20 protein-coding genes are annotated in these 18989 nt (G+C 41.8%); 5 read left to right on the top strand and 15 right to left on the bottom strand.

The genetic code is table 11. The features are described 5' to 3' along the window. Nucleotides 1–59 precede the first annotated feature (59 nt). The 3 genes from ACYX4O_RS03775 to ACYX4O_RS03765 all read right to left on the bottom strand — a co-directional run bounded on the left by ACYX4O_RS03775 (nucleotide 60) and on the right by ACYX4O_RS03765 (nucleotide 3292). A complete protein-coding gene (locus ACYX4O_RS03775) occupies nucleotides 60–761 on the bottom strand; it encodes a hypothetical protein (protein WP_476354712.1) in 702 nt (233 codons plus the stop codon). Nucleotides 762–970: 209 nt separating this feature from the next. Then, entirely contained in the window at nucleotides 971–1873 is a 903-nt protein-coding gene (gene dat, locus ACYX4O_RS03770) for a D-amino-acid transaminase (RefSeq protein ID WP_476354710.1), read from the bottom strand. A 669-nt stretch (nucleotides 1874–2542) separates the two neighbouring features. Continuing rightward, a complete protein-coding gene (locus ACYX4O_RS03765) occupies nucleotides 2543–3292 on the bottom strand; it encodes a C39 family peptidase (protein WP_476354708.1) in 750 nt (249 codons plus the stop codon). Between the two features lie 175 nt (nucleotides 3293–3467). Here ACYX4O_RS03765 and ACYX4O_RS03760 point away from each other — a divergent pair, with 175 nt between their 5' ends. Beyond that, entirely contained in the window at nucleotides 3468–4127 is a 660-nt protein-coding gene (locus tag ACYX4O_RS03760; RefSeq protein ID WP_476354706.1) for a CPBP family intramembrane glutamic endopeptidase, read from the top strand. Nucleotides 4128–4149: 22 nt separating this feature from the next. Continuing rightward, the gene (locus tag ACYX4O_RS03755; RefSeq protein ID WP_476354704.1) at nucleotides 4150–4932 is read left to right on the top strand and encodes an AAA family ATPase; all 783 of its coding nucleotides are present in this window, start codon (nucleotides 4150–4152) and stop codon (nucleotides 4930–4932) included. An 87-nt stretch (nucleotides 4933–5019) separates the two neighbouring features. On the opposite strand, the gene ACYX4O_RS03750 is transcribed toward ACYX4O_RS03755, so the two are convergent. Beyond that, nucleotides 5020–5580 (bottom strand): nitroreductase family protein, encoded by a 561-nt coding sequence (locus ACYX4O_RS03750; RefSeq protein WP_476354702.1) that lies wholly within the window; start codon nucleotides 5578–5580, stop codon nucleotides 5020–5022. A gap of 112 nt (nucleotides 5581–5692) precedes the next feature. Then, a complete protein-coding gene (locus ACYX4O_RS03745; protein WP_476354700.1) occupies nucleotides 5693–6388 on the bottom strand; it encodes a lysostaphin resistance A-like protein in 696 nt (231 codons plus the stop codon). Between the two features lie 90 nt (nucleotides 6389–6478). Between ACYX4O_RS03745 and ACYX4O_RS03740 the strand changes: the two genes are divergently transcribed. Then, nucleotides 6479–7225 carry a MerR family transcriptional regulator gene (locus ACYX4O_RS03740; protein ID WP_476354698.1) on the top strand — a complete coding sequence of 249 codons (747 nt, stop codon included), beginning with the start codon at nucleotides 6479–6481 and terminating at the stop codon, nucleotides 7223–7225. 72 nt (nucleotides 7226–7297) lie between these two features. Here ACYX4O_RS03740 and ACYX4O_RS03735 read toward each other — a convergent pair whose 3' ends face one another. From ACYX4O_RS03735 to ACYX4O_RS03720, 4 genes are all read right to left on the bottom strand, one after another. Further along, nucleotides 7298–8590, bottom strand: a complete 1293-nt coding sequence (locus ACYX4O_RS03735) for a hypothetical protein (protein WP_476354696.1) — start codon at nucleotides 8588–8590, stop codon at nucleotides 7298–7300. After that, a complete protein-coding gene (locus tag ACYX4O_RS03730; RefSeq protein ID WP_476354694.1) occupies nucleotides 8587–9135 on the bottom strand; it encodes a sigma-70 family RNA polymerase sigma factor in 549 nt (182 codons plus the stop codon). The genes ACYX4O_RS03735 and ACYX4O_RS03730 overlap by 4 nt, the downstream gene beginning before the upstream one ends. 129 nt (nucleotides 9136–9264) lie before the next feature. Further along, nucleotides 9265–10683, bottom strand: coding sequence for a SpoVR family protein (locus ACYX4O_RS03725; protein WP_476354692.1), 1419 nt, complete (start codon nucleotides 10681–10683; stop codon nucleotides 9265–9267). 76 nt (nucleotides 10684–10759) lie between these two features. Next, entirely contained in the window at nucleotides 10760–11989 is a 1230-nt protein-coding gene (locus tag ACYX4O_RS03720) for a TolB family protein (RefSeq protein ID WP_476354690.1), read from the bottom strand. Between the two features lie 194 nt (nucleotides 11990–12183). On the opposite strand from ACYX4O_RS03720, the gene ACYX4O_RS03715 reads away from it, so the two are divergent. After that, nucleotides 12184–12837 (top strand): DUF421 domain-containing protein, encoded by a 654-nt coding sequence (locus tag ACYX4O_RS03715; RefSeq protein WP_476354688.1) that lies wholly within the window; start codon nucleotides 12184–12186, stop codon nucleotides 12835–12837. 27 nt (nucleotides 12838–12864) lie between these two features. Here the strand turns inward: ACYX4O_RS03715 and ACYX4O_RS03710 are convergent, their stop codons facing one another. The 3 genes from ACYX4O_RS03710 to ACYX4O_RS03700 all read right to left on the bottom strand — a co-directional run bounded on the left by ACYX4O_RS03710 (nucleotide 12865) and on the right by ACYX4O_RS03700 (nucleotide 15498). Then, nucleotides 12865–13839 (bottom strand): nuclease-related domain-containing protein, encoded by a 975-nt coding sequence (locus tag ACYX4O_RS03710; protein WP_476354686.1) that lies wholly within the window; start codon nucleotides 13837–13839, stop codon nucleotides 12865–12867. Nucleotides 13840–14592: 753 nt separating this feature from the next. Next, nucleotides 14593–15204 (bottom strand): YhcN/YlaJ family sporulation lipoprotein, encoded by a 612-nt coding sequence (locus ACYX4O_RS03705; protein WP_476354684.1) that lies wholly within the window; start codon nucleotides 15202–15204, stop codon nucleotides 14593–14595. Nucleotides 15205–15309: 105 nt separating this feature from the next. Next, the gene (locus ACYX4O_RS03700; protein WP_188654171.1) at nucleotides 15310–15498 is read right to left on the bottom strand and encodes an imidazoleglycerol-phosphate dehydratase; all 189 of its coding nucleotides are present in this window, start codon (nucleotides 15496–15498) and stop codon (nucleotides 15310–15312) included. 158 nt (nucleotides 15499–15656) lie between these two features. On the opposite strand from ACYX4O_RS03700, the gene ACYX4O_RS03695 reads away from it, so the two are divergent. Further along, nucleotides 15657–15914: a YhdB family protein gene (locus ACYX4O_RS03695; RefSeq protein WP_476354682.1), complete on the top strand. Its 258-nt coding sequence runs from the start codon at nucleotides 15657–15659 to the stop codon at nucleotides 15912–15914. Between the two features lie 92 nt (nucleotides 15915–16006). Here the strand turns inward: ACYX4O_RS03695 and ACYX4O_RS03690 are convergent, their stop codons facing one another. From ACYX4O_RS03690 to ACYX4O_RS03680, 3 genes are all read right to left on the bottom strand, one after another. Continuing rightward, nucleotides 16007–16525, bottom strand: coding sequence for an NADPH-dependent FMN reductase (locus tag ACYX4O_RS03690; protein ID WP_188654176.1), 519 nt, complete (start codon nucleotides 16523–16525; stop codon nucleotides 16007–16009). 143 nt (nucleotides 16526–16668) lie between these two features. After that, nucleotides 16669–17391: an SDR family oxidoreductase gene (locus ACYX4O_RS03685; RefSeq protein WP_476354680.1), complete on the bottom strand. Its 723-nt coding sequence runs from the start codon at nucleotides 17389–17391 to the stop codon at nucleotides 16669–16671. Nucleotides 17392–17411: 20 nt separating this feature from the next. Further along, the gene (locus tag ACYX4O_RS03680; protein ID WP_476354678.1) at nucleotides 17412–18974 is read right to left on the bottom strand and encodes a GNAT family N-acetyltransferase; all 1563 of its coding nucleotides are present in this window, start codon (nucleotides 18972–18974) and stop codon (nucleotides 17412–17414) included. Nucleotides 18975–18989 lie beyond the last annotated feature (15 nt).

Here is an 18989-nt window from a genome sequence, read left to right as displayed (position 1 = left end):
AAATTCAGTTATTCTTCACATCAAAAAACCTGCTCCATATAGGGCAGGTTTTTTGGGTTTTATTTCCCTTTTGTTTTAAACCAGTTCACACAAAGAACAATCAACAATAGAGCCGCAAATCCACCCGTAATAAATTTAATAAGAGCACTGTCTTGATATTGATAGACCGCCACGTACCCCCAAACAAAAACGAGAGGAAACAAGTAATCTTTTTGCAAAAAGTGAAAAGCCAGTGCAATGAGGCCTCCGGCTGTGAGCATAATGACTGCCCACCCAAGCTCCCCGATAGAAAGGATCTCCTCAATTCCATTCCCTTTTACCGCTACAAAAGCTGCAACAATGGTCGCGATTGATGTCCACCCTAAATAGATTGAGAAGGGAATGCGATATTGAGTCGATGATAAACCTAACCCTTGAATAATCGTATACACCACACAAAGCGTAAGTAGTGACAAGGCAATAAACAGGATCGAAGGGTTTGTACCCACTACGACTGATGTCCCCGATAAGATCATACTAATCGGAAACCAAAGACCAATGCCCTTCACGACTCGATCCAATTCTTCGTCTGCAAAAAAAGATTTCACAACAAACCATAGCAGCAACAAGTAAATAAGTCCCCAAATCGAAAAGGCATACGGCGCGGGCATAACATAGACTTGTTCCATGTCCCCACCCATAAAGTCCGCAATGAAAACCGAAGTGACAATTAAATAAACAAAACTAGCCAGGTTAAACAATTTAAGTACTAGTGCATTCATGATGCGTGTTCTCCCCTCTCGTATGTGTATATATACTTCCACTCAAGAAGTACAAAATGGACAACTAGTACAGTGTATGTAAGAACGGAGAGTAACATCCATACATTTTCACTAGTATTTAACATCTGACTAAAGCGTAGTGCAGAAGAGGCATTCATTCTATACAAAAAAAGCATGGTCCCAATAATGACTGGGACCATGCTTTTCATCTATCCGGACACAGGGCGTTCTTCTGCTGCGGGAGGAAAGATTGAATTTGATTGAGGAATTTTAGCGTCTTTTTCATAAGCTTGTTGAAGTTGCTGTGTTACAGGTCCTGGCTTACCCGTTCCAACTTGAATATCGTCTACCTTAACGACAGGCATTATTTCTGCGGTACTGCTCGTAATAAATAATTCATCAGCCTCCGCGATGTCCTCTAAACTAAATGCCGCCTGAATAAACGGAAAGCCCAGTTGAGTCGTCAACGCTACAACACGCATACGTACACACCCATGCAGAATATTTTCTGTTGCAGGATGCGTGTAGACAATTCCATCTTTGACGAGATATACATTTGAAGAGCTACCCTCTGTTACTTTTTTATTCCGGTGGAGTATGGCTTCAAATGCACCCTTTTCAGTCGCTTCTTGCTTAGCCATAACGTTTGGTAACAGATTTAAACTTTTAATATAGCAATAATCCCACCGAACGTCTGGCTGCGTGATGGTAGTCACACCGTTTTGCAAAGATTCCACTTTCCTAGGAAGATCCTGCACATACGCATACAAATTCGCCTGAACATCTTTAGGGAAAGCGTGATCACGAGGAGCTGATCCTCGCGTTAATTGTAAATATACTTTGGCATCAGTTTCAACACTGTTTTTTGTAAGAAGTTCATCTAATTTCTCATACATTTCTTCTTTCGAGTAAGGCACATTAATCTTGATTGCCTTTGCCGAACGGAACAATCGCTCTACGTGCTCTTTAATTAAGTAATAGTTTCCGTTATAAATTCGAATAACTTCATAAACACCATCACCAAACTGAAGCCCCCGTTCTTCAAACGGATAATAAAGCTCATCGCGATTCACAAACCCCTGATCCGTTAACAAATATGGCTTTATACTCATTTTGAACCACCTCATCTCGTTAGGTTACTCTACTTAAAGGGACAACGACTAGTTTCACCTATCCCATTATAAAATTCCGGTTCGATATAGTGTATCAAATTGTCGCAACATTGTGTACAGTTATGCTCTAATTGTTAGGGTTCTGTAATGTAATCTTTTTTCGGATATTCTTTAATCATGGGTATGAGATGGTTTTAGCAAGTGGAGAGCTCAAGCTGGGATAGGAGCTCTCCCAGCTTGAGCCGGTCGCCCACGATCTTGAGCCCTTTTATCGAAACATGAGCCGGTCCGCTGATCTCCAATCATGTGCTCCGCCTACTTGAGCCGTTATTTCTCTAACTCGAGCCGTCCCTCTCTCTTCTTGAGCCACTCCCTCACCACTTGAGCCGTTATGAATGGGACTTGAGCTGTTCTTTTCCCCTCTTGAGTCATTAATTCGAAAAATTAAGCCGGTTTCCTCCCCTCTTGAGCCGTATAACTCTAACTTGAGCCGGTTGCCCACGCTATTGAGCCATTAAACCGAAACATGAGCCGGTCCCGCCGACCTCTAATACCACCCACTAAAAAACCACGAAGCCGAAGAGCTTCGTGGGTTCTCACCTTAAACTTAGTTCACTTTTCCATATTAATCTCCCCATAAACTTGTACAGCACTCTTAAATCATCCATCTCAATTACCTCTTTGCCAAAAATTAAATATCTCCTCATTCCCATCTTGAATCGTAATCGCCTGGGAGCCCATTTGCTTCCACCCCTTTATAAAGGAGGATCGAAGCAAACGACGATTTTGCTCTCCGGTTAGAGGATCATTTACGTAAATGTACTTCGAATCATAACCTGTCATAACAACAGAATGCTCCCTGTACGTCACACGAATGGGACCGTTTGATGTATGCCATGTCACCCACTGTTGTGGTGGAAGGGTATTAAAGTGGGAATTTTGGATTACCCAGACTGGATTACCTCTTGCAACTTCACGAAGAAGCTCTTCAAACGGTTGACCTGTTAAATCAACGGCAAGGTCACCTACGTAAGACGTTGCCAGTTCATGTATTGGCTTGTGGTACACTCCTAGCCCTGGGTTTTTATACGTATACATATCTCCTACAAATCCATCATTTGGATCTCCAAAATAGATTTTTCCACCTTTAACTTTGTAGATCGCGGGATTCTTCTTCACTTTTCTTGCTAGGTCCATTTTATCTACCCTAATTCCCTTTGAATGAAGCACCATGGCAAGACTCGTTACTTCACAGCCGCGTGGAAGTTCAGGCATTTGTCGAATGATAGGGATATTCATTCGATAAGAATTTGGGATAGGCTCGTTAATGCTAGAAGCCGATTTCGCGTTGTTCTTTGCCATGATCGGCATAGACGCTATATACATTACGATTAAAAATACCGAAAATAATTTCTGCATTCTTTCACCTTCTTCAAGAATCAAAGATTATTGTGACCGTTTTTGAACCAAAATATGAAGAAGCTCAAAATAAGAGAGGTTTGGACAACAAAAGATTAAAGTAGCTCGTCTATTCCTAATACTAGACGAGTATCTTTTGTTACACTAAAGAAGAGTTCGATTGGAGGATATTGGCATGCGGTATGTGTTGTACTACGGGCCATCGGTGATGATCTTTATTGGGTTGCAAGTTTTCTCAAGCGTTCCCCTCACCTTTTGGCTTTTCTATAGTTGGTTACTTCTTGTCCCATTAATCGATGGGCTCGTTATAAAGCGCAAGACGTGGCGCGAAACATTGAACTGGATATGCTTTCATAAGCCGCACCACTCCATTAAAATCGGACTGATTAGTGGAATTATTGCCTTTATATCTATCTTCGGTGGAGTAGCTGTTCTTCATGATTGGATTATAAATAAAGAAAAAGCCATATCGCTTTTAGAGAGATGGGGAATTACAGACAAAGGCATTATTGTGATGGTCCTCGTCTTGGTTATCATTAACCCTATTCTTGAAGAAACGTATTGGCGCGGGTATGTGCACACTAAAATTGTGGAGCGAAAAGGACTTAGACGAGCCATTTTCATCACGGCTTTTTTCTATTCTTTGTACCACCTCCTTTCCCTTGTACCCATTTTTGAGTGGCCGGTTAATTTTTTATTTGTGGTTCCTGTATTTATCGCAGGATTATTCTGGGGATGGATGAGGCACAAGTACAATACCATGATTGGAACGATGGTCAGCCACTCTCTGGCTGATATCGGAATTGTGTGCGTCTATTTCTTCTTCATTCGATAACAGTTTAAAAAGGAGTGAACGTATGATCCAACTAAAGTCCGTAGAACTCCCGACAAAAGCAAAGAAGAACGAGTATCCTTTCTCGCTTCCGTTCATAGAAACATTTAACCAGCTTACCTTTAACAAACCTATTACGATTCTTGTCGGAGAAAATGGTACAGGTAAATCCACATTTCTAGAAGGGCTGGCCACAAATGTTGGGAGCATCCTAATCGGTGGTGAGTCCATTGATCTTGAACCTTCACTTGATCCTGTGAGACCTTTAGGAGATGCCATGAAGGTAACGTGGAGAGTCCGAACGAAAAAGGGGCTCTTCTTTCGGGCAGAGGATTTCATTTCGTTTACGAAACGAATAGCAGAAGTACGCGAAGAATCAAAAGAAAAATTACGTGAAATTAAAGAGAAAGATCCGTATTCACTAGAGGTGCTCCCCTATGCTAGAACCATCCATGAGCTCAAGCAACTTTACGGAGAGGGCTTAGAGATCCGTTCACACGGTGAGAGCTTTTTGGATCTCTTCCAAGCCAGGTTTAAACCAGGAGGCGTATACATACTAGATGAGCCAGAGGCCCCGTTGTCTCCATTAAAGCAACTATCCCTCATCTCTATGATTAAAGAGATGGTAAAAGAAGATGCTCAGTTTATCATCGCCACCCATTCTCCTATGTTAATGGCGTTACCTGACGCTGACATTTACCAAATTGAAGAAGGAGACCTCAACAAGGTTTCATTTGAGGACATTGAGCACGTTAAATTAACGAAGGATTTTCTGAATCAACCTGAACGTTTCATTCGCCATTTATGACTACAGACTACATAAAAAGCTTGCGCTTGATCAACCAAGCGCAAGCTTTCCTATTGCAATCATTAAGCCGATCCTCTATCTGAAAGATTACTCAGAATCCCTAGTTAAGCCATAGCGGAGTTTTGAATCGAGTGGATCTCGTTCCTTCATTTTTGGTACGACAGCTGGATACCCTATATGGAGAAGTCCTACCAATTCTTCATCCTCACCTATATCAAGGAGTTGTTTCATTTCTTCATCTTGCATGAATCCAGGCGTTTTCCAAACGACTCCTATCCCCCGCTCCCAAGCGAGTAACGAGAAGTTCTGAATGAGACTGGATACCGCTCCATAATCATCACGGTAGACTTTCTCTTTTTCATTGACATTCATAATGACGGCTAGCATGTGAGACGGTGCATCATCAGCAATTGGCTCCTCTTCCGGAACTGGCTTCCCTTTCTTAAGCGCCTTTTTGCTCTTAATGAGATGTTGCAGAGGCGCTTGATCGTGACGATCTAATACGACAAAACGCCAAGGCTGCGTCATTTTATGATTCGGTGCATATCGTGCGATATCTAATAGTTCTTCTATAGTTGAAACGTCTACTTCTTCTTTCTTAAAGGAACGAATGGATCTTCTATTCATAATGGCTTCTCTTAATTCCATATACAACTCTCCCTATAATTGAAACTCATTCTCATCTACTTTTAATTATAAGGGTAAAATGAGAAACGTCAATGAAAACCATTCTCACTCAACTCAACAAATTGCATTTCAATTAGGCGAAAGCCGTAAGCGTAACGGCAATTCCATTAAATGTTCCATGAATGATCATGGATGGGACGACTGAGCCAGACTTCTCGTATGCCCATGCGAATATAAGACCACCTATAAATACGACAGGAAGTGTATTATAAGTAGGGATATGTACGAGCATGAAGATGACAGAACTGAGCACCAAACCCGCTCTAACTCCCCATTTCAACCTGATCCATTTGTATAGAAAACCTCGATAAAAGATCTCTTCATAAATCGGGGAAATGATAGCCGCAGAAATAAATCCTATTATAAAAGTAATCCAGGTAACATTCGCTGTCAGAGATTCTGTCTTCTTATTCGCCACCCCCACTTGAAAAAGATCTAACACGACTACAATTAGGATGCTAACTGATATATAAACGAGCGTCCAAAAAATGATCCATTTCCAGTACTGCATAGGAAACATTCGAACTCCAACCTCTCGCCAACTATATCCAAATGGACGTAATGCTATGAGAAAAACTACAGCTATAAATGTGATCGCCATGATTAAACCTGTCATCGTACCAGCGTAAAGGTCATTCTCAACCCAATCATACAAGAGACCTTTTACAACCACCTCAATTAACACTGGTACAACAATAAACGTGAATAATAGGGCAATCACAAATTCACGATTCGTCCATTTTACTCCGCATTGGATTTTTTTCTTCATTTGAATCCCTCCAGATTTTGTCTATGTTATGTTAAATACTAGTTGGTTACGTAACGTAATGTGCAAGAATTTTTTAGGAGGTATGATGAAATGGAGTATTATTCAACTGGAGAGGTGGCCAAGAAACTGAATGTATCCTTACGAACGCTCCGCTATTACGATCAAATTAAACTGGTGTCACCTACACGCGAAAAGGAAAACGGAAGGCGCTCTTATACGAACGAAGATGTTATAGAACTAGAGAAAGTCCTACTTCTTAGAGCCGCTTCCATATCCCTTAAAGATATTCAGAAAATCTTAGGTCACATGACTATTAAACGCACTCTCACTATCCATAAGAGGCAACTCCAGTCAGATCTTGAAAACTTACAGCATTCACTTCAATTCACAAATGAGCTCTTTAATACTCTCGAGTTAGAAGGCGAAGTTCGGTGGAACCACCTGCTCCCTCTTTTACCTCGAGAGCATGAACCCTCTATGGAAAAACAAAAGAATGAGTCGATGAAAGATCTATTTACTGAGAAAGAAAAAAATAAATTAGAAGAACGTCTTCCCAAAATGAACAAGGACTCTCCTGAAACGAAAAAATGGATAAACCTCATTAAACGTATCGAAATTTGCATAGACGAACAGAAGCCGCCTCATTCCAAAGAAGGTCAGCTCATCGCTCAAGATAGCCTTCTACTTTCGAACGAGACGTTCAAAGGGGACCATGCATTAGCAGAAAAGTTCTTTGAGGCACGAAAATCAGAAGCAATCTCTTCTCGTCTCAACTTGTATCCCATTAGTCAAGAAATCCTATCCTTCCTCGAAGATGCTATAGAATACTACGAATGAACTTGTCATGCAGCTTTTACTCAAGTCTCTCTTACAAAAAACCACGCAAAGTCATCTTTGCGTGGTTAAACGTTACTTCTTCACTTCCCAATTCCCTAAATAATGATCTGCTTTTGCTGCATCTTTCGTTCGGAACAAGATTTCCCCGTCTCCATTTAGGAATACAACCTCACCATGTTTGTTGAGGTCGTAAGTTAACAATGCTTGTAGGTACATGTTGTAATGAGAAGGAATTTCTGAATAATACTTTTCCGTAATTGCGATCGAGTTAGAGAGCGCCAAGCCTTTATGCTCACTCAATACCTCAGACATCTCTCTGCTCTCCCCTTTTTCTTTCACATGGATGGCACTTACGGTACCTTCTTCAATTGGTTTAAATACTTCTAAAATCTCGTCTGCTTGTTCTGATGTGTAGTATTCGATCGAGTCCACTGTTGTTCCATCTGGCATATACTTCACAATCATCTGGCCATACTGTTGGACAAGACAGGTTTCTTGCTCACTACAAACCACATTCTTTGACTCGGTTGACTGCCCATACTGTTCTTCTATGTTCTCTCGCGTTTTTGGGAGATCTGTTCCTTCCATTTTTACAACTTCTATATCAATCCCATCCACATTACTCTGTTCATTTATAGAAACGCCCACAACGAGTGTCCCATTCTCTTCGTAGCCCGCATAAGGTGAAGCATAATCTGAGCCTGGGCTATAGTAATCAGGTTCTCCCATCACTTCTAATACTTTGTTAAAGGAATCCCCTATCGAAATACCGATAAGCTCATACTCCCCCGTCGCTTCATCTGATTCAGGCGATTGATATAGACGCGAAAGGAAGTCTTTCAGATCTTCTTTACGATCTGTCCGGTAAACCAACTCATTCCCTTCCGTGTCATACACATAAGCAATCGGGAAGTACATTCCCTCTGGCTTTGGCGTGCTTGCTAGTATGCGTCTTGCTTCCATTGTTTGATCAGACAGTACCTGCGTTTCCTTCATATAGTTCTCCATTGGTTGTTTATTATAGATGTGTTTCCATTCTTGATCACCTAGCTCCTCCCCGTCATGAATAACGACCATCTCGTAACGGAGATCCTTGGTCGATTCATTCTGAACCACACCTGGCTCATCCCCTTGAGTTAAACTCAAGCCCCCACTGCCGGCAATGACGACAAAGAGCATTAGCGCCGCCAGAGCAACAAGACTTGCACCAATTTGACCTAAACGCTTAGGCCCGTTAGTAGAAAAGCGTTTTTTCTTATGATTCATCACATACTGTTTCGTATTTTCTTTATCCGCCTCAACGTCTTTTAAGGAAGTCTCTTTCATCGATTTCCGAAGGTTCTTCAATTTGTCCTCAACGCTCATTCCGATCCCTCCTCATACATGGATTTGAGCATCTTTCGCCCGCGATTCAATCGCGTTTTCACCGTATTTACCTTCACACTCAACACGTCTGCAATTTCTTGTATCTTCATATCATCAAAGTAATGCATAAAGATGACTTCCTTGAATTTCGTTGGCAGCGCCAGTACGCGTTCTGACAATACCTGATCTTCCATGGATTGAAAGGTAATCGATTCAGGGTGATTTTCCTCAACAGCGAGGTTATCTTGTTTATGATTTTCAAACGTTAAGAAAGACCGTATTTTCTTCTTCCTTAATTGATCTTTACACTTATTTATCGTAATTCTGTACAGCCAAGTTCGTATGCTAGAATCATTTCGAAATGTATTAATTTTGTGGTAACACGTCAGAAAAACATCTTGTGTAATTTCCTCAGCAAGCGCATGATCTTTAACATACGTATAAGCAAGCCATAGAATCTGTTGGTTATAGTGGTCAATCATTCGCTCAATAAATTGTTCTCTCATCTCTTCATCCCGAAGCATTTCCTGTATTTCTCCATCCATAAGTTCCAAGGTCGTAATCCCTCCTCCCTTTTCACTACCTTTGACGTAAAGATTGGAAAAAGGTTCCCGTATGTACTAAACAAATTTTAACAAATAAAAAAAGAGACCGTGTGACGGTCCCTTTACTTCTTAAGATATAAACTTCCTCCCAACCTTCTTCCCTTCGTACGTAAACAGCACGCTACGCCCTTCCACCATCGTTTGCATATGAACGGTGCGCCCCCATAGCTGATACAAATACGGAAGAACACGCTCAAGATAGGTCAGGTCCAATTCCACGTCTTCAAAATGATGTTTTAAATAGAGCTCCCCGTTCCGTAAATAATCCCCGTCCTGCACGGTGATATATGGGAAACCACCGTTTACTCGCATGGTGACGAGCTGATCGCGAACGGCCTGGTAATCTTTTTCCGTAATTTTATAATCCCTGCCTTGCTTTTGGAACAAATACAAATCTTCTTTAAAGCAAAGGTCTTTCGTCAAATAGTTTCGAATAAAGGAGATATCTGACTCAATCTCTCGCACCTCAAACATCTTCTCACGACCAGCCCCAGGCTTTGCGCCATTTAACTTCATTTCTTCAGTCGGATTATCATACCGCTCTTCAATATCTTCAAATATTTTAAGACCTAAGTAGTACGGATTAATTTGCGTTCTTGATGGCTGTACAACACCTGCGTTCAGTTTCGCAAATTCAATTGCTTCGTCACTCGTTAAGTCCATTTCACGTAAAATACGTGCGTGCCAATAGGAAGCCCAGCCTTCGTTCATGATTTTCGTTTCAAGCTGAGGCCAGAAATAAAGCATTTCTTCCCGCATCATGGTTAGCACATCACGCTGCCAAGGCTCTAACTCTCTGCTGTGCTCTTCAATGAATAAAAGGATATCTTTCTCAGGGCGTGGCGGGAATTTCTTCCGCTTTTTCTTAGGTGCCTCTTCTTTCTTCTTAGCTTCGTCAAGAGACCATAAATCGTCATATGGTGTAATCCGTACTGTTTCTTCCTCTTCTTCCTCAAGGTCTTCAAGCGACCAGGCGAGCTTCGGACGGAGGAGTGATGGATCGATATGTTCTTGAATGGCTAAGACCGCATCAATAAACTCTTCGACATTTTTACGTCCATGAACCTTCTCATAATGAGCAACACGCTCAGCCGTTGCGGACATTTTCTCGACCATGTCACGGTTTGTATTCTGAAAACGTACATTGTTTTTAAAGAAATCACAGTGGGCCAATACGTGAGCTACAATCAGCTTGTTTTGCACTAAGCTATTCGTATTCAATAAGAATGCATAACATGGATCAGAGTTGATTACGAGCTCATATATTTTACTCAAACCCAAGTCATAATGTAGTTTCATTTTGTGATACTGTTTTCCAAAGCTCCAGTGAGAGAAACGGGTCGGCATTCCATATGCGCCAAATGTATAGATAATGTCCGCCGGGCAAATTTCATAACGCATCGGGTAGAAATCAAGCCCAAACCCTTCAGCGATCTCCGTTATCTCGTCGATCGCATATTCAAGCTGCTTATTATATTCACTACTCACATCGATCTCCCCTTCATACAAGTCTTATAACAATTGTATGAAGGAGGTTGTTTGGGAATGAACGTTTTTCGGAGTGTTATGGTTGATAAAACGAGATTCCACTCACATTTTCAAGCCATTTCTCTGCATTTTTTCCGTCCTTGTCCCCAATCCATACTTCTAGATGTTCATCCGTAAGACTCTCTCCTCGTAACCAAGCAAGTTTTTCTTCTTCCTTTAAATAGACTGGTCGATAGTCTCCCTGCCCCTCTTTCGATGAGGTAATTTGAGTTTGATTCTGGTCTTTAATATCGACTATATATAACGATGGTTTTGGACGCATGGCAGGATCATTTGACCATTCCGCTTCTTTCACCCGGGATGTAACGAGCTGTTCATCTGATAGCCAAGTAAAATCAAGCTCCGCATACTTATTCGGGGTAAGCGAATTCGAAGCCGGAAACTCTTTAACTTTCAAGTCCTTATCCTTAAATCCGAAGACAAGCCGCCCGCTCCCTCCAATATAAGCGAGCATGTCTTTTGTAGGTGCCCACTTAGGTACTCCAACTCCCGTAATGACCTCATCGACTACTGAAAAATCAGACCCATCTGTCCGAATCGCACTAAGCATGTTGCTGTCCATTGACCAAGAAGCTGTCGGATACACAATAAAAGAAACCCATTCTCCACTCGGGGAAAAACGAAAGACCTCTGCCCCGATCGCAGGAATTTCTGCCTCACCCGTCTCCAACTGTTTCGGAATTGTATAGAACGTTTCCGCTCCTGTATCAATAGCATCCACCAGCTTATCCGGAATCATTTTTTTATAAAGAACAGCATTCGTCCAACCATTTGGGGTGAGCGTTGCATTCGAGGACAATAAGAATCCATCCCCCTCCGGAAGCCATGTGTATCCACCAACTCCTACTGAGACATTATAGAATTTACGTAAGTCTGAGATACTTAACGCTCCTTCATGTTGAAACGCAATTCGATTGTCAGTAGGCGACCATTGTGGATTGAATGCATTTGTATATACTTTCTGTTTCTTTTGGTCATCGATACGATAGGTCCAAAGCTCATTGGAAAGTTTTCCTTGCTCATTCAATACACCCTTTTGCAAAAAAGCAACATATTGACCATCATGAGACCAAATCGGATTACCTGTCACTGTTTTGGTATGCGTAACCTTCTTCTCATCACCATTTTGAACGACCCACAAATCGCCGTTTCTTACAAAAGCAGCTGTACGATCTGTATCTTGAGCAAATCCAGCAGCTGGAACCATTATAAGAAGAGCCATAATACTTACCATTAAAGATTTCATAACCGAATCTCCTTTAGAGTAGGATAGTCTTACCTTTTCACCAGGGGTTATGAATCATACAAAAGTTTTCGTTTTTTATCTTTTAAGTGGGTGTATTGGTCGCAAAATAAATTGCATACATTTCATATCCCGACATAGACTAACCTTTAATGTTGTTGGGAAGGCGGGATGATATGTTGAACTTTCTTCCACCGTTGCTACTGATTTTTGTGTTATATATTCTCGTGGTCCGCTTATTGGGAAAGTCGGCCCTCGCCCAATTGACACCACACGATTTTGCAGCTTTGTTTTTCCTAGCCTATGTGGCTTTTCAACCGATACAGATTGATACATACCTCCAATCAATTATCGGAATTATTGGAATCGGTCTAACCCATTACGCCCTCTCTCGGATGAGCCTGATGGATGGCATTAAACATTTTATAATTGGACAGCCCACGGTCTTAGTCCGGCACGGAGTGATCTTACCCGAAAACTTGAAAAAATCACGCTTCTCCTTAGTTGAATTGTTGTCAGTTCTAAGGACATCCGGCCATCCACGTGTAAAAGAAATTGAGTACGCTTTTTTAGAACCAAACGGAGACGTTAGTGTCATCCCAAAACGTGAGAGCGCACCTCTCACACCTGCTGATATGGGAATGGAACTACCTTATCAAGGCATTCCTTTATCGGTAATCGTAGAAGGGAAAGTTCAACACCGTAATTTATCTCTCATCGAAAAAGATGAAACCTGGTTACTGGAACAACTCAAAAAGCAAGATTACACATCAACACACCCGATCTTTTTTGCCTATGTCTTAGATGGGGACAACACCATCCATATCAGTGAATATCCACCACCGAATTAAAACGCTCAAGGTATCTTGAGTGTTTTTTTATTGCTTAATGAGTTCTTCTATGTTGGAGGGTCTGAGGTAGGTTAAAGCATTAGTAGAACCTGCATAAGAAAGAGGCATACGACTTAACAGCTTCGAAATAGCATGTCTTGAATGGAGTCCGAGGAAATGTTGACACGTTTGGTTCGTCAATGTAGAACCATATAATAAAAAATAATCAGCCACAGCGAGCCTGTGTGCGATGCGAGAGCGAGTCTTACAAGCGGGACATTCCCATGATAACTTCTCACGAGTCATACTATATTCTTTACATGTAGGGCAGCGGATTCCAACTTGGATATGAGAGGAGGGAATAGAAAACGTCTGTAGGATATCAGAATAATAGGGGCGATGTTGTTGAAGTAGTGCCTGTTCTAGAGGAGTTAAGGAGAAAGACTTTTTATTTTCGTAAGAGGCGTGTAATTTTTTGATTCGCTCCACGGTTACGTCGAGGTGGGTGATAGGAACGGAGAGTGTATCTTTAAAGTTTAACTCCGCGTTAGGGTTGCTAATTGCAACTAGAGGAAGTAAGGGGTAAGTGTAGATCTCATGGGCATGGAGCCACTGCTTAAGTTGAGAAAGCTGCCGGTTAACTTGAGCCAAAGGATTTTGGTACCTCCTAGTAATTCCATTTTTTAAAACCGTGAATTGACCTGATTCATCATCTACTGTAATCACACCAGCCAGATTTTTCACTTCAATCAAAAAACCAACTTGGGGTGTAAGAATAATGGTGTCCACTTGAAACGACTTCCCGTACACACTCAACCGGAGGTCATGAAAAATGCGATATGTGGAGAATGGCAAAAAACCTAAATAGTAATCCAAAGCCTGTTCGCCTCTATAACCAGCCCACCTTTTATTTATCTCCTTTTCAATAGTGTCACGTTTTGGATGATTTTGAGGTAATCGTCTAAGCAAAGCCTCCGTTTGCCTAATAACAGGAGGCACCGTTCTCTTTTTAATATTTACCATTAGACCACTTCCTTTCACTTCTTACTATAACAATAATAACTGTTTATTGGAAAAAATAGTATTGATTGGGGTTAAATCTTTACTCAGCTTGAGCTGCTACATACTAGCTTGAGCCGATTTTGACAAGGTTGAGTTGGTTTTCTTGAACTTGAGCCACTTCCCGCATCAGCACTGACCTCTCGAGCCGTTTTTCTCGGATCTTGAGCCCCTTCTCCTTGACTTGAGCCGATCACTATTCAACTTGAGCCAGTCTGCGTTGACTCGAGCCGCATTTTCTCCTACTTGAGTCAATTTCCGCTCAGCTTGAGCCGGTACACACTAGCTTGAGCCGCTTTTGCCAGGCTTGAGCTGGTTTCCTTGAACTTGAGCCACTTTCCGCACCAGCACTGACCTCTCGAGCCGTTTTTCTCGGATCTTGAGCCCCTTCTCCTTGACTTGAGCCGACCACTATTCAACTTGAGCCAGTCTGCGTTGACTCGAGCCGCATTTTCTCCTACTTGAGTCAATTTCCGCTCAGCTTGAGCCGGTACAGACTAGCTTGAGCCGCTTTTGCCAGGCTTGAGCTGGTTTCCATGAACTTGAGCCACTCCCCGCATCAGCACTGACCTCTTGAGCCACTTTCCATGAACTTGAGCCCCTCCTCACGAGCCACTCCTCTGCCTCAGACAACCAGACGCAACCAACCCCAAACCAAACAAAAACCCCCGCTCCAAAGCGCGCGAGGGGCACTTCAAAACAAGGGCTACCTTACATTTAGTTAGCTTCAGGGAAAATACGGTCGACCATCTGACCGAATTCTTTAAAGAATCCTCTTACAGGATCACCGTTTTGTACGTCACGTACATAGTCACCTGTCATATCAAAGAAATCTGGATTTGAAGAAACAAATACATTGTTAATGTCTTTGTCTGCTGCTTTGGCTGCTTTTGAAATTTCTTTCTTTAGATCATCATTTAGTTCTTTTGTGCTTTCGCCTTTTTTCACAACAGCTACGTATGCATTACGATCTGTTTTCAGAACGTATGCACGTTTCACTTCATCAATATCTGCTGTAATTTTGTCAGCAACTTTGTCCGCTACGCTGTAACGACGGTTGTTATCTTTGTCGTCTTTATATGTGTCTTCATTTCCTACGTTTTCTTCACCGTAGTTCTGGCCGTTTTTCATTTGGCCATTGTATGGACCATTGTCGTAGTCGACTTGGTTAAAGCCATCTCTTTGAGCATCGTAATTTTGCTGATTATGAGCACTTTCGTCATAGTTATTGCCTTGAGTACCCATACGGGATTCTTTATCCCCTTCAGCTGAACAACCAAATAATACGGCCGCAGAAAGAATTGTTACGCCTACTAATTTAATCTTCATGTTGGTACCTCCTAGTTGTATTTGTGCCCTTAGTATGGAATCCTTCATATCGGTTTATACAAAAACAAGCACGCCCAATTTTTGGACGCGCTTGTACCATTCACCCTAGTGATTTCCTGGGTTTTTAAGTTGTGATTTACTTCCCTTTTTAGAGCGGTATTCTGTGTTTTTATTGTTATCGCCTGAGGCGATTTCTTTACCAAACTCTTCGTTCATTTTGCCACCCTTTAGTTTCCCAGTTCGTTTCGGTGAGTTCTGATTTTGGCTTCCTTTACTTCCATTTCGGCTTGTCATGATTCATCACTCCTTATAGCTGTCATACACTTATTATCCTAAATGCATCAAAGAACTATTCAGGCATTGTTTGACAAGATCCCCAACAACGTCAAAGAGTGAAGACCTTCATTCTGGTCAAACTAGAAGTAACCCTTTTTGAAAGGGGCAATGCCTCAGTGACAGTTTATATAGCTGATTATGATAAAGCTTTGTATTTCACACTTTGGGGGCAGTGGGACGACTTACTGATCTTAATGGTACGAACGAAAGATGATTTTTTGGCGAAAAAAATTGAGTCGTTCCTTCACTCGTATCATTATTCCCAAAATGATCAGGAAGTTATGACATCGCATGGGGATTTAATGCACTATATTGATCACGCGATGATCCATATGCCTGCCTTTTCTATATCAGAATCTACAGAAGAAGTTTAGCATCCAAGGTGTTCCTTTAACAGGGAGCACCTTTTTAAATGCACCAAAAACCCCCACAGCTCTAAACTGCGAGGGTCCCCTTCTCCTTGTTGTTACTTTACATAGCGCTCTATATAGCTTTTAAATTCGTCTAAGACCACTTGAACTTTCTCTGCTGCATCATCTGTTAAACAATCCTCATCTCTTAAGAAGCAGTGTGGATCTAGTACAAGTTGATTTGGAATAACATTCGCATAAAGGCCACGACCAATAATCCTCATTTGGTTGAGGGAATTAATCCCGCCCTTACCACCACCTGCAACAGAGAAAAGCAAGGTCGGCTTATGACGGAAGTGATCACCGCCAAGGAAATCCAAACAGTTCTTTAGAGCTCCGCTCATGCCACTGTGATATTCTGGAGAAAGCCAAACGAAAGCGTCGGCTTCCATCGCGGTTTCTTGTAACAATTGAACTTCAGCAAGGTCTCCTTGCTCTTTTTCCCCGTTAAACATAGGTAAATTCATCGTGCTTAAATCCACTAAATGAGCATCTAACCGTTCGGCTACGTGTTTTGCCGCAATACGTGTGCGGCCGTACTTTCTGGGTGTACCGTTTATAACAACAATGTTCATCATCTTCCTCCTTTGACAGTCTTGCGATCTGATATGTATTCGTTGCCAGAGAAGGGGGTTCTCAAAAATCATAACACTCTTTAAACTGTTTTACAGTTCTAACGATTACAAGCGACCAGCTAAAAAGCTGATCGCCTGAGAGTCTATGTTCGTGGATATTCTTGAACAAGAGGATGAAGATGCATTTCGTCGATTTGCATATGCTTTGGGGCACTCGCCATATAGACCGTTGCTTCTGCGATGTCCTCTACTTTTAGCCAATTCTTTTTCTCGGGGTCGCCTTGTTTTGAATCAGCAAAATTAGAATCCACCATTCCTGGGTTAACCGTTCCTACTCGAACACCGTATTCTCTCACCTCTTGAGCCACCGCTCCCATAAAGCCTTGAACGGCATATTTCGTTGAGGTGTACAACGAACCATTAGGAATCGTATAGCGACCCACATCAGAAGAAATCGTTATGACGGTACCTGCTTTTTGTTTCTTAAAAGTAGGAATCAGAGCTTTGGTGCATAAAAACACCCCTTGTACGTTTATTTCAAACGCCTTTCTCCACTCTTCTACCGTGACCTCTTCAACAAGTTTGAACATGCCAATGCCTGCGTTATTGATTAAGATATCTACTCGTCCAAACGCATTCTTCGTAGCTTCTACGACATGATCTACTTCATCTTCATTACTTACATCAGCTTGAAAGGATAGGATCTCACCGTACCCCTCTTCTTCTAATTCGTGTTTTGTCGCGTGAATGTGATCTGAACTTCCGAGTATAGCAAGTTTCGCACCCTTTGCAGCAAACTGTCGGGCAATCTCTTTCCCTATCCCTCTAGAAGCTCCTGTGATTATGGCAGTTTGTCCTTCAAACATTCTCGACCACCCCTGATCTTTTATTCGTTTTCTACAACTTCTGTCGATAAGTTCTTATAATTTGTTTCAAATAAATCCTTACGACGGTCACGGAGTTGTCGGACCGTTCCTGATTTCCGTTGGCGCCTTAACACCTCAAGGTCTACATCTCCCACAACGACCGTTTCGGTGTTTGGTTGACTTTCTCCTACAATACCATCTCTTGCAAATTCAAAATCAGATGGTGTGAAGATCCCTGACTGCGCGTATTGCACGTCCATGTTTTCTACTTGCGTCAAGTTCCCAACCGTACCAGCAATGACCGTGTACACTTGGTTTTCTACAGCGCGCGCTTGAGCACAATAGCGTACACGAAGGTATCCTTGCCTGTCATCGGTACAGAATGGACAGAAGATAATATTCGCCCCTTGGTCTACAGCATAGCGAGATAATTCAGGGAACTGAACATCATAACAGACTTGAATAGCAATCTTACCGCAATCTGTATCAAATACTTTTACCGTATCGCCTGCCTGGATGCCCCACCATTTCTTTTCATTAGGGGTTACATGAATTTTATATTGCTTTTCAATCGTCCCATCTCGACGGAACAGATAAGCAATGTTATAAATTTGATCCTGCTCTTCTACAAAATGAGACCCGCCGATAATGTTGACGTTATATTTAACAGCTAAATGAGTAAACAGTTCAATATAATCTTCCGTGTACTCTGTTACTTTTCGAACGGCTTTAGACGGAATCTTCTCATTGAATAGAGACATCAGCTGTGTTGTAAAAATTTCTGGGAACAGAGCAAAATCTGATCCGAAATCGCTTGCAACATCAACGTAATATTCTACTTGACGTGCAAATTCATCAAATGTGTTAATATTCTTCATCATATACTGTACCGCTGTAATGCGTACAGGGTAGGAGGTCTTAAAATAGCGTTTTGTCGTCGGGCGATAGTCTACATTATTCCACTCCATTAGCGTGGCATACTTGCTAGATGCTTGATCATCAGGCAAGTAGTTTGGATTTACTCGCATCACTGTAAACCCATTCATAATCTGAAATGTTAATACCGGGTCATAGATGTTTTTATTCATAACCTCTTTCACATACGTACGAGGCGACATTTGATCTTCGTACTGATGGTAGTTCGGGATTCGTCCTCCGATGATGATACTTTTCAGATTCATTTGCTGGGCTAATTCTTTTCTCGCTTCATATAAACGGCGACCGATCTTTAATCCTCGGTACTCTGGATGAACCATAACTTCAATCCCATAAAGGTTATACCCTTCAGGATCGTGATTCGTGATGTACCCCTCATCTGTAATGTCATCCCATGTGTGCTGGTCGTCATACTCATCAAAGTTCACTAGGAGGCTTGAACAGCTCCCAACAATCTCTCCATCCGCTTCTACACAAAATTGACCTTCAGGGAAGTGCTCTAGATGACTCTCTAAATGGGCTTCTTCCCAAGGCTCCATATTCGGAAAACAAATCGACTGCAAATTCATGATTGGCTTAATATCTTCATGCCTTATATTTCGAACAATAACTTTCTTCTCAAATTGGGATAAATCTAACTTTGACATGACTCACTTGTCCCT

It is taken from the genome of Pontibacillus sp. ABV4_188 (assembly GCF_056311905.1).
This window is presented reverse-complemented; position numbering and strand designations above follow the sequence as displayed.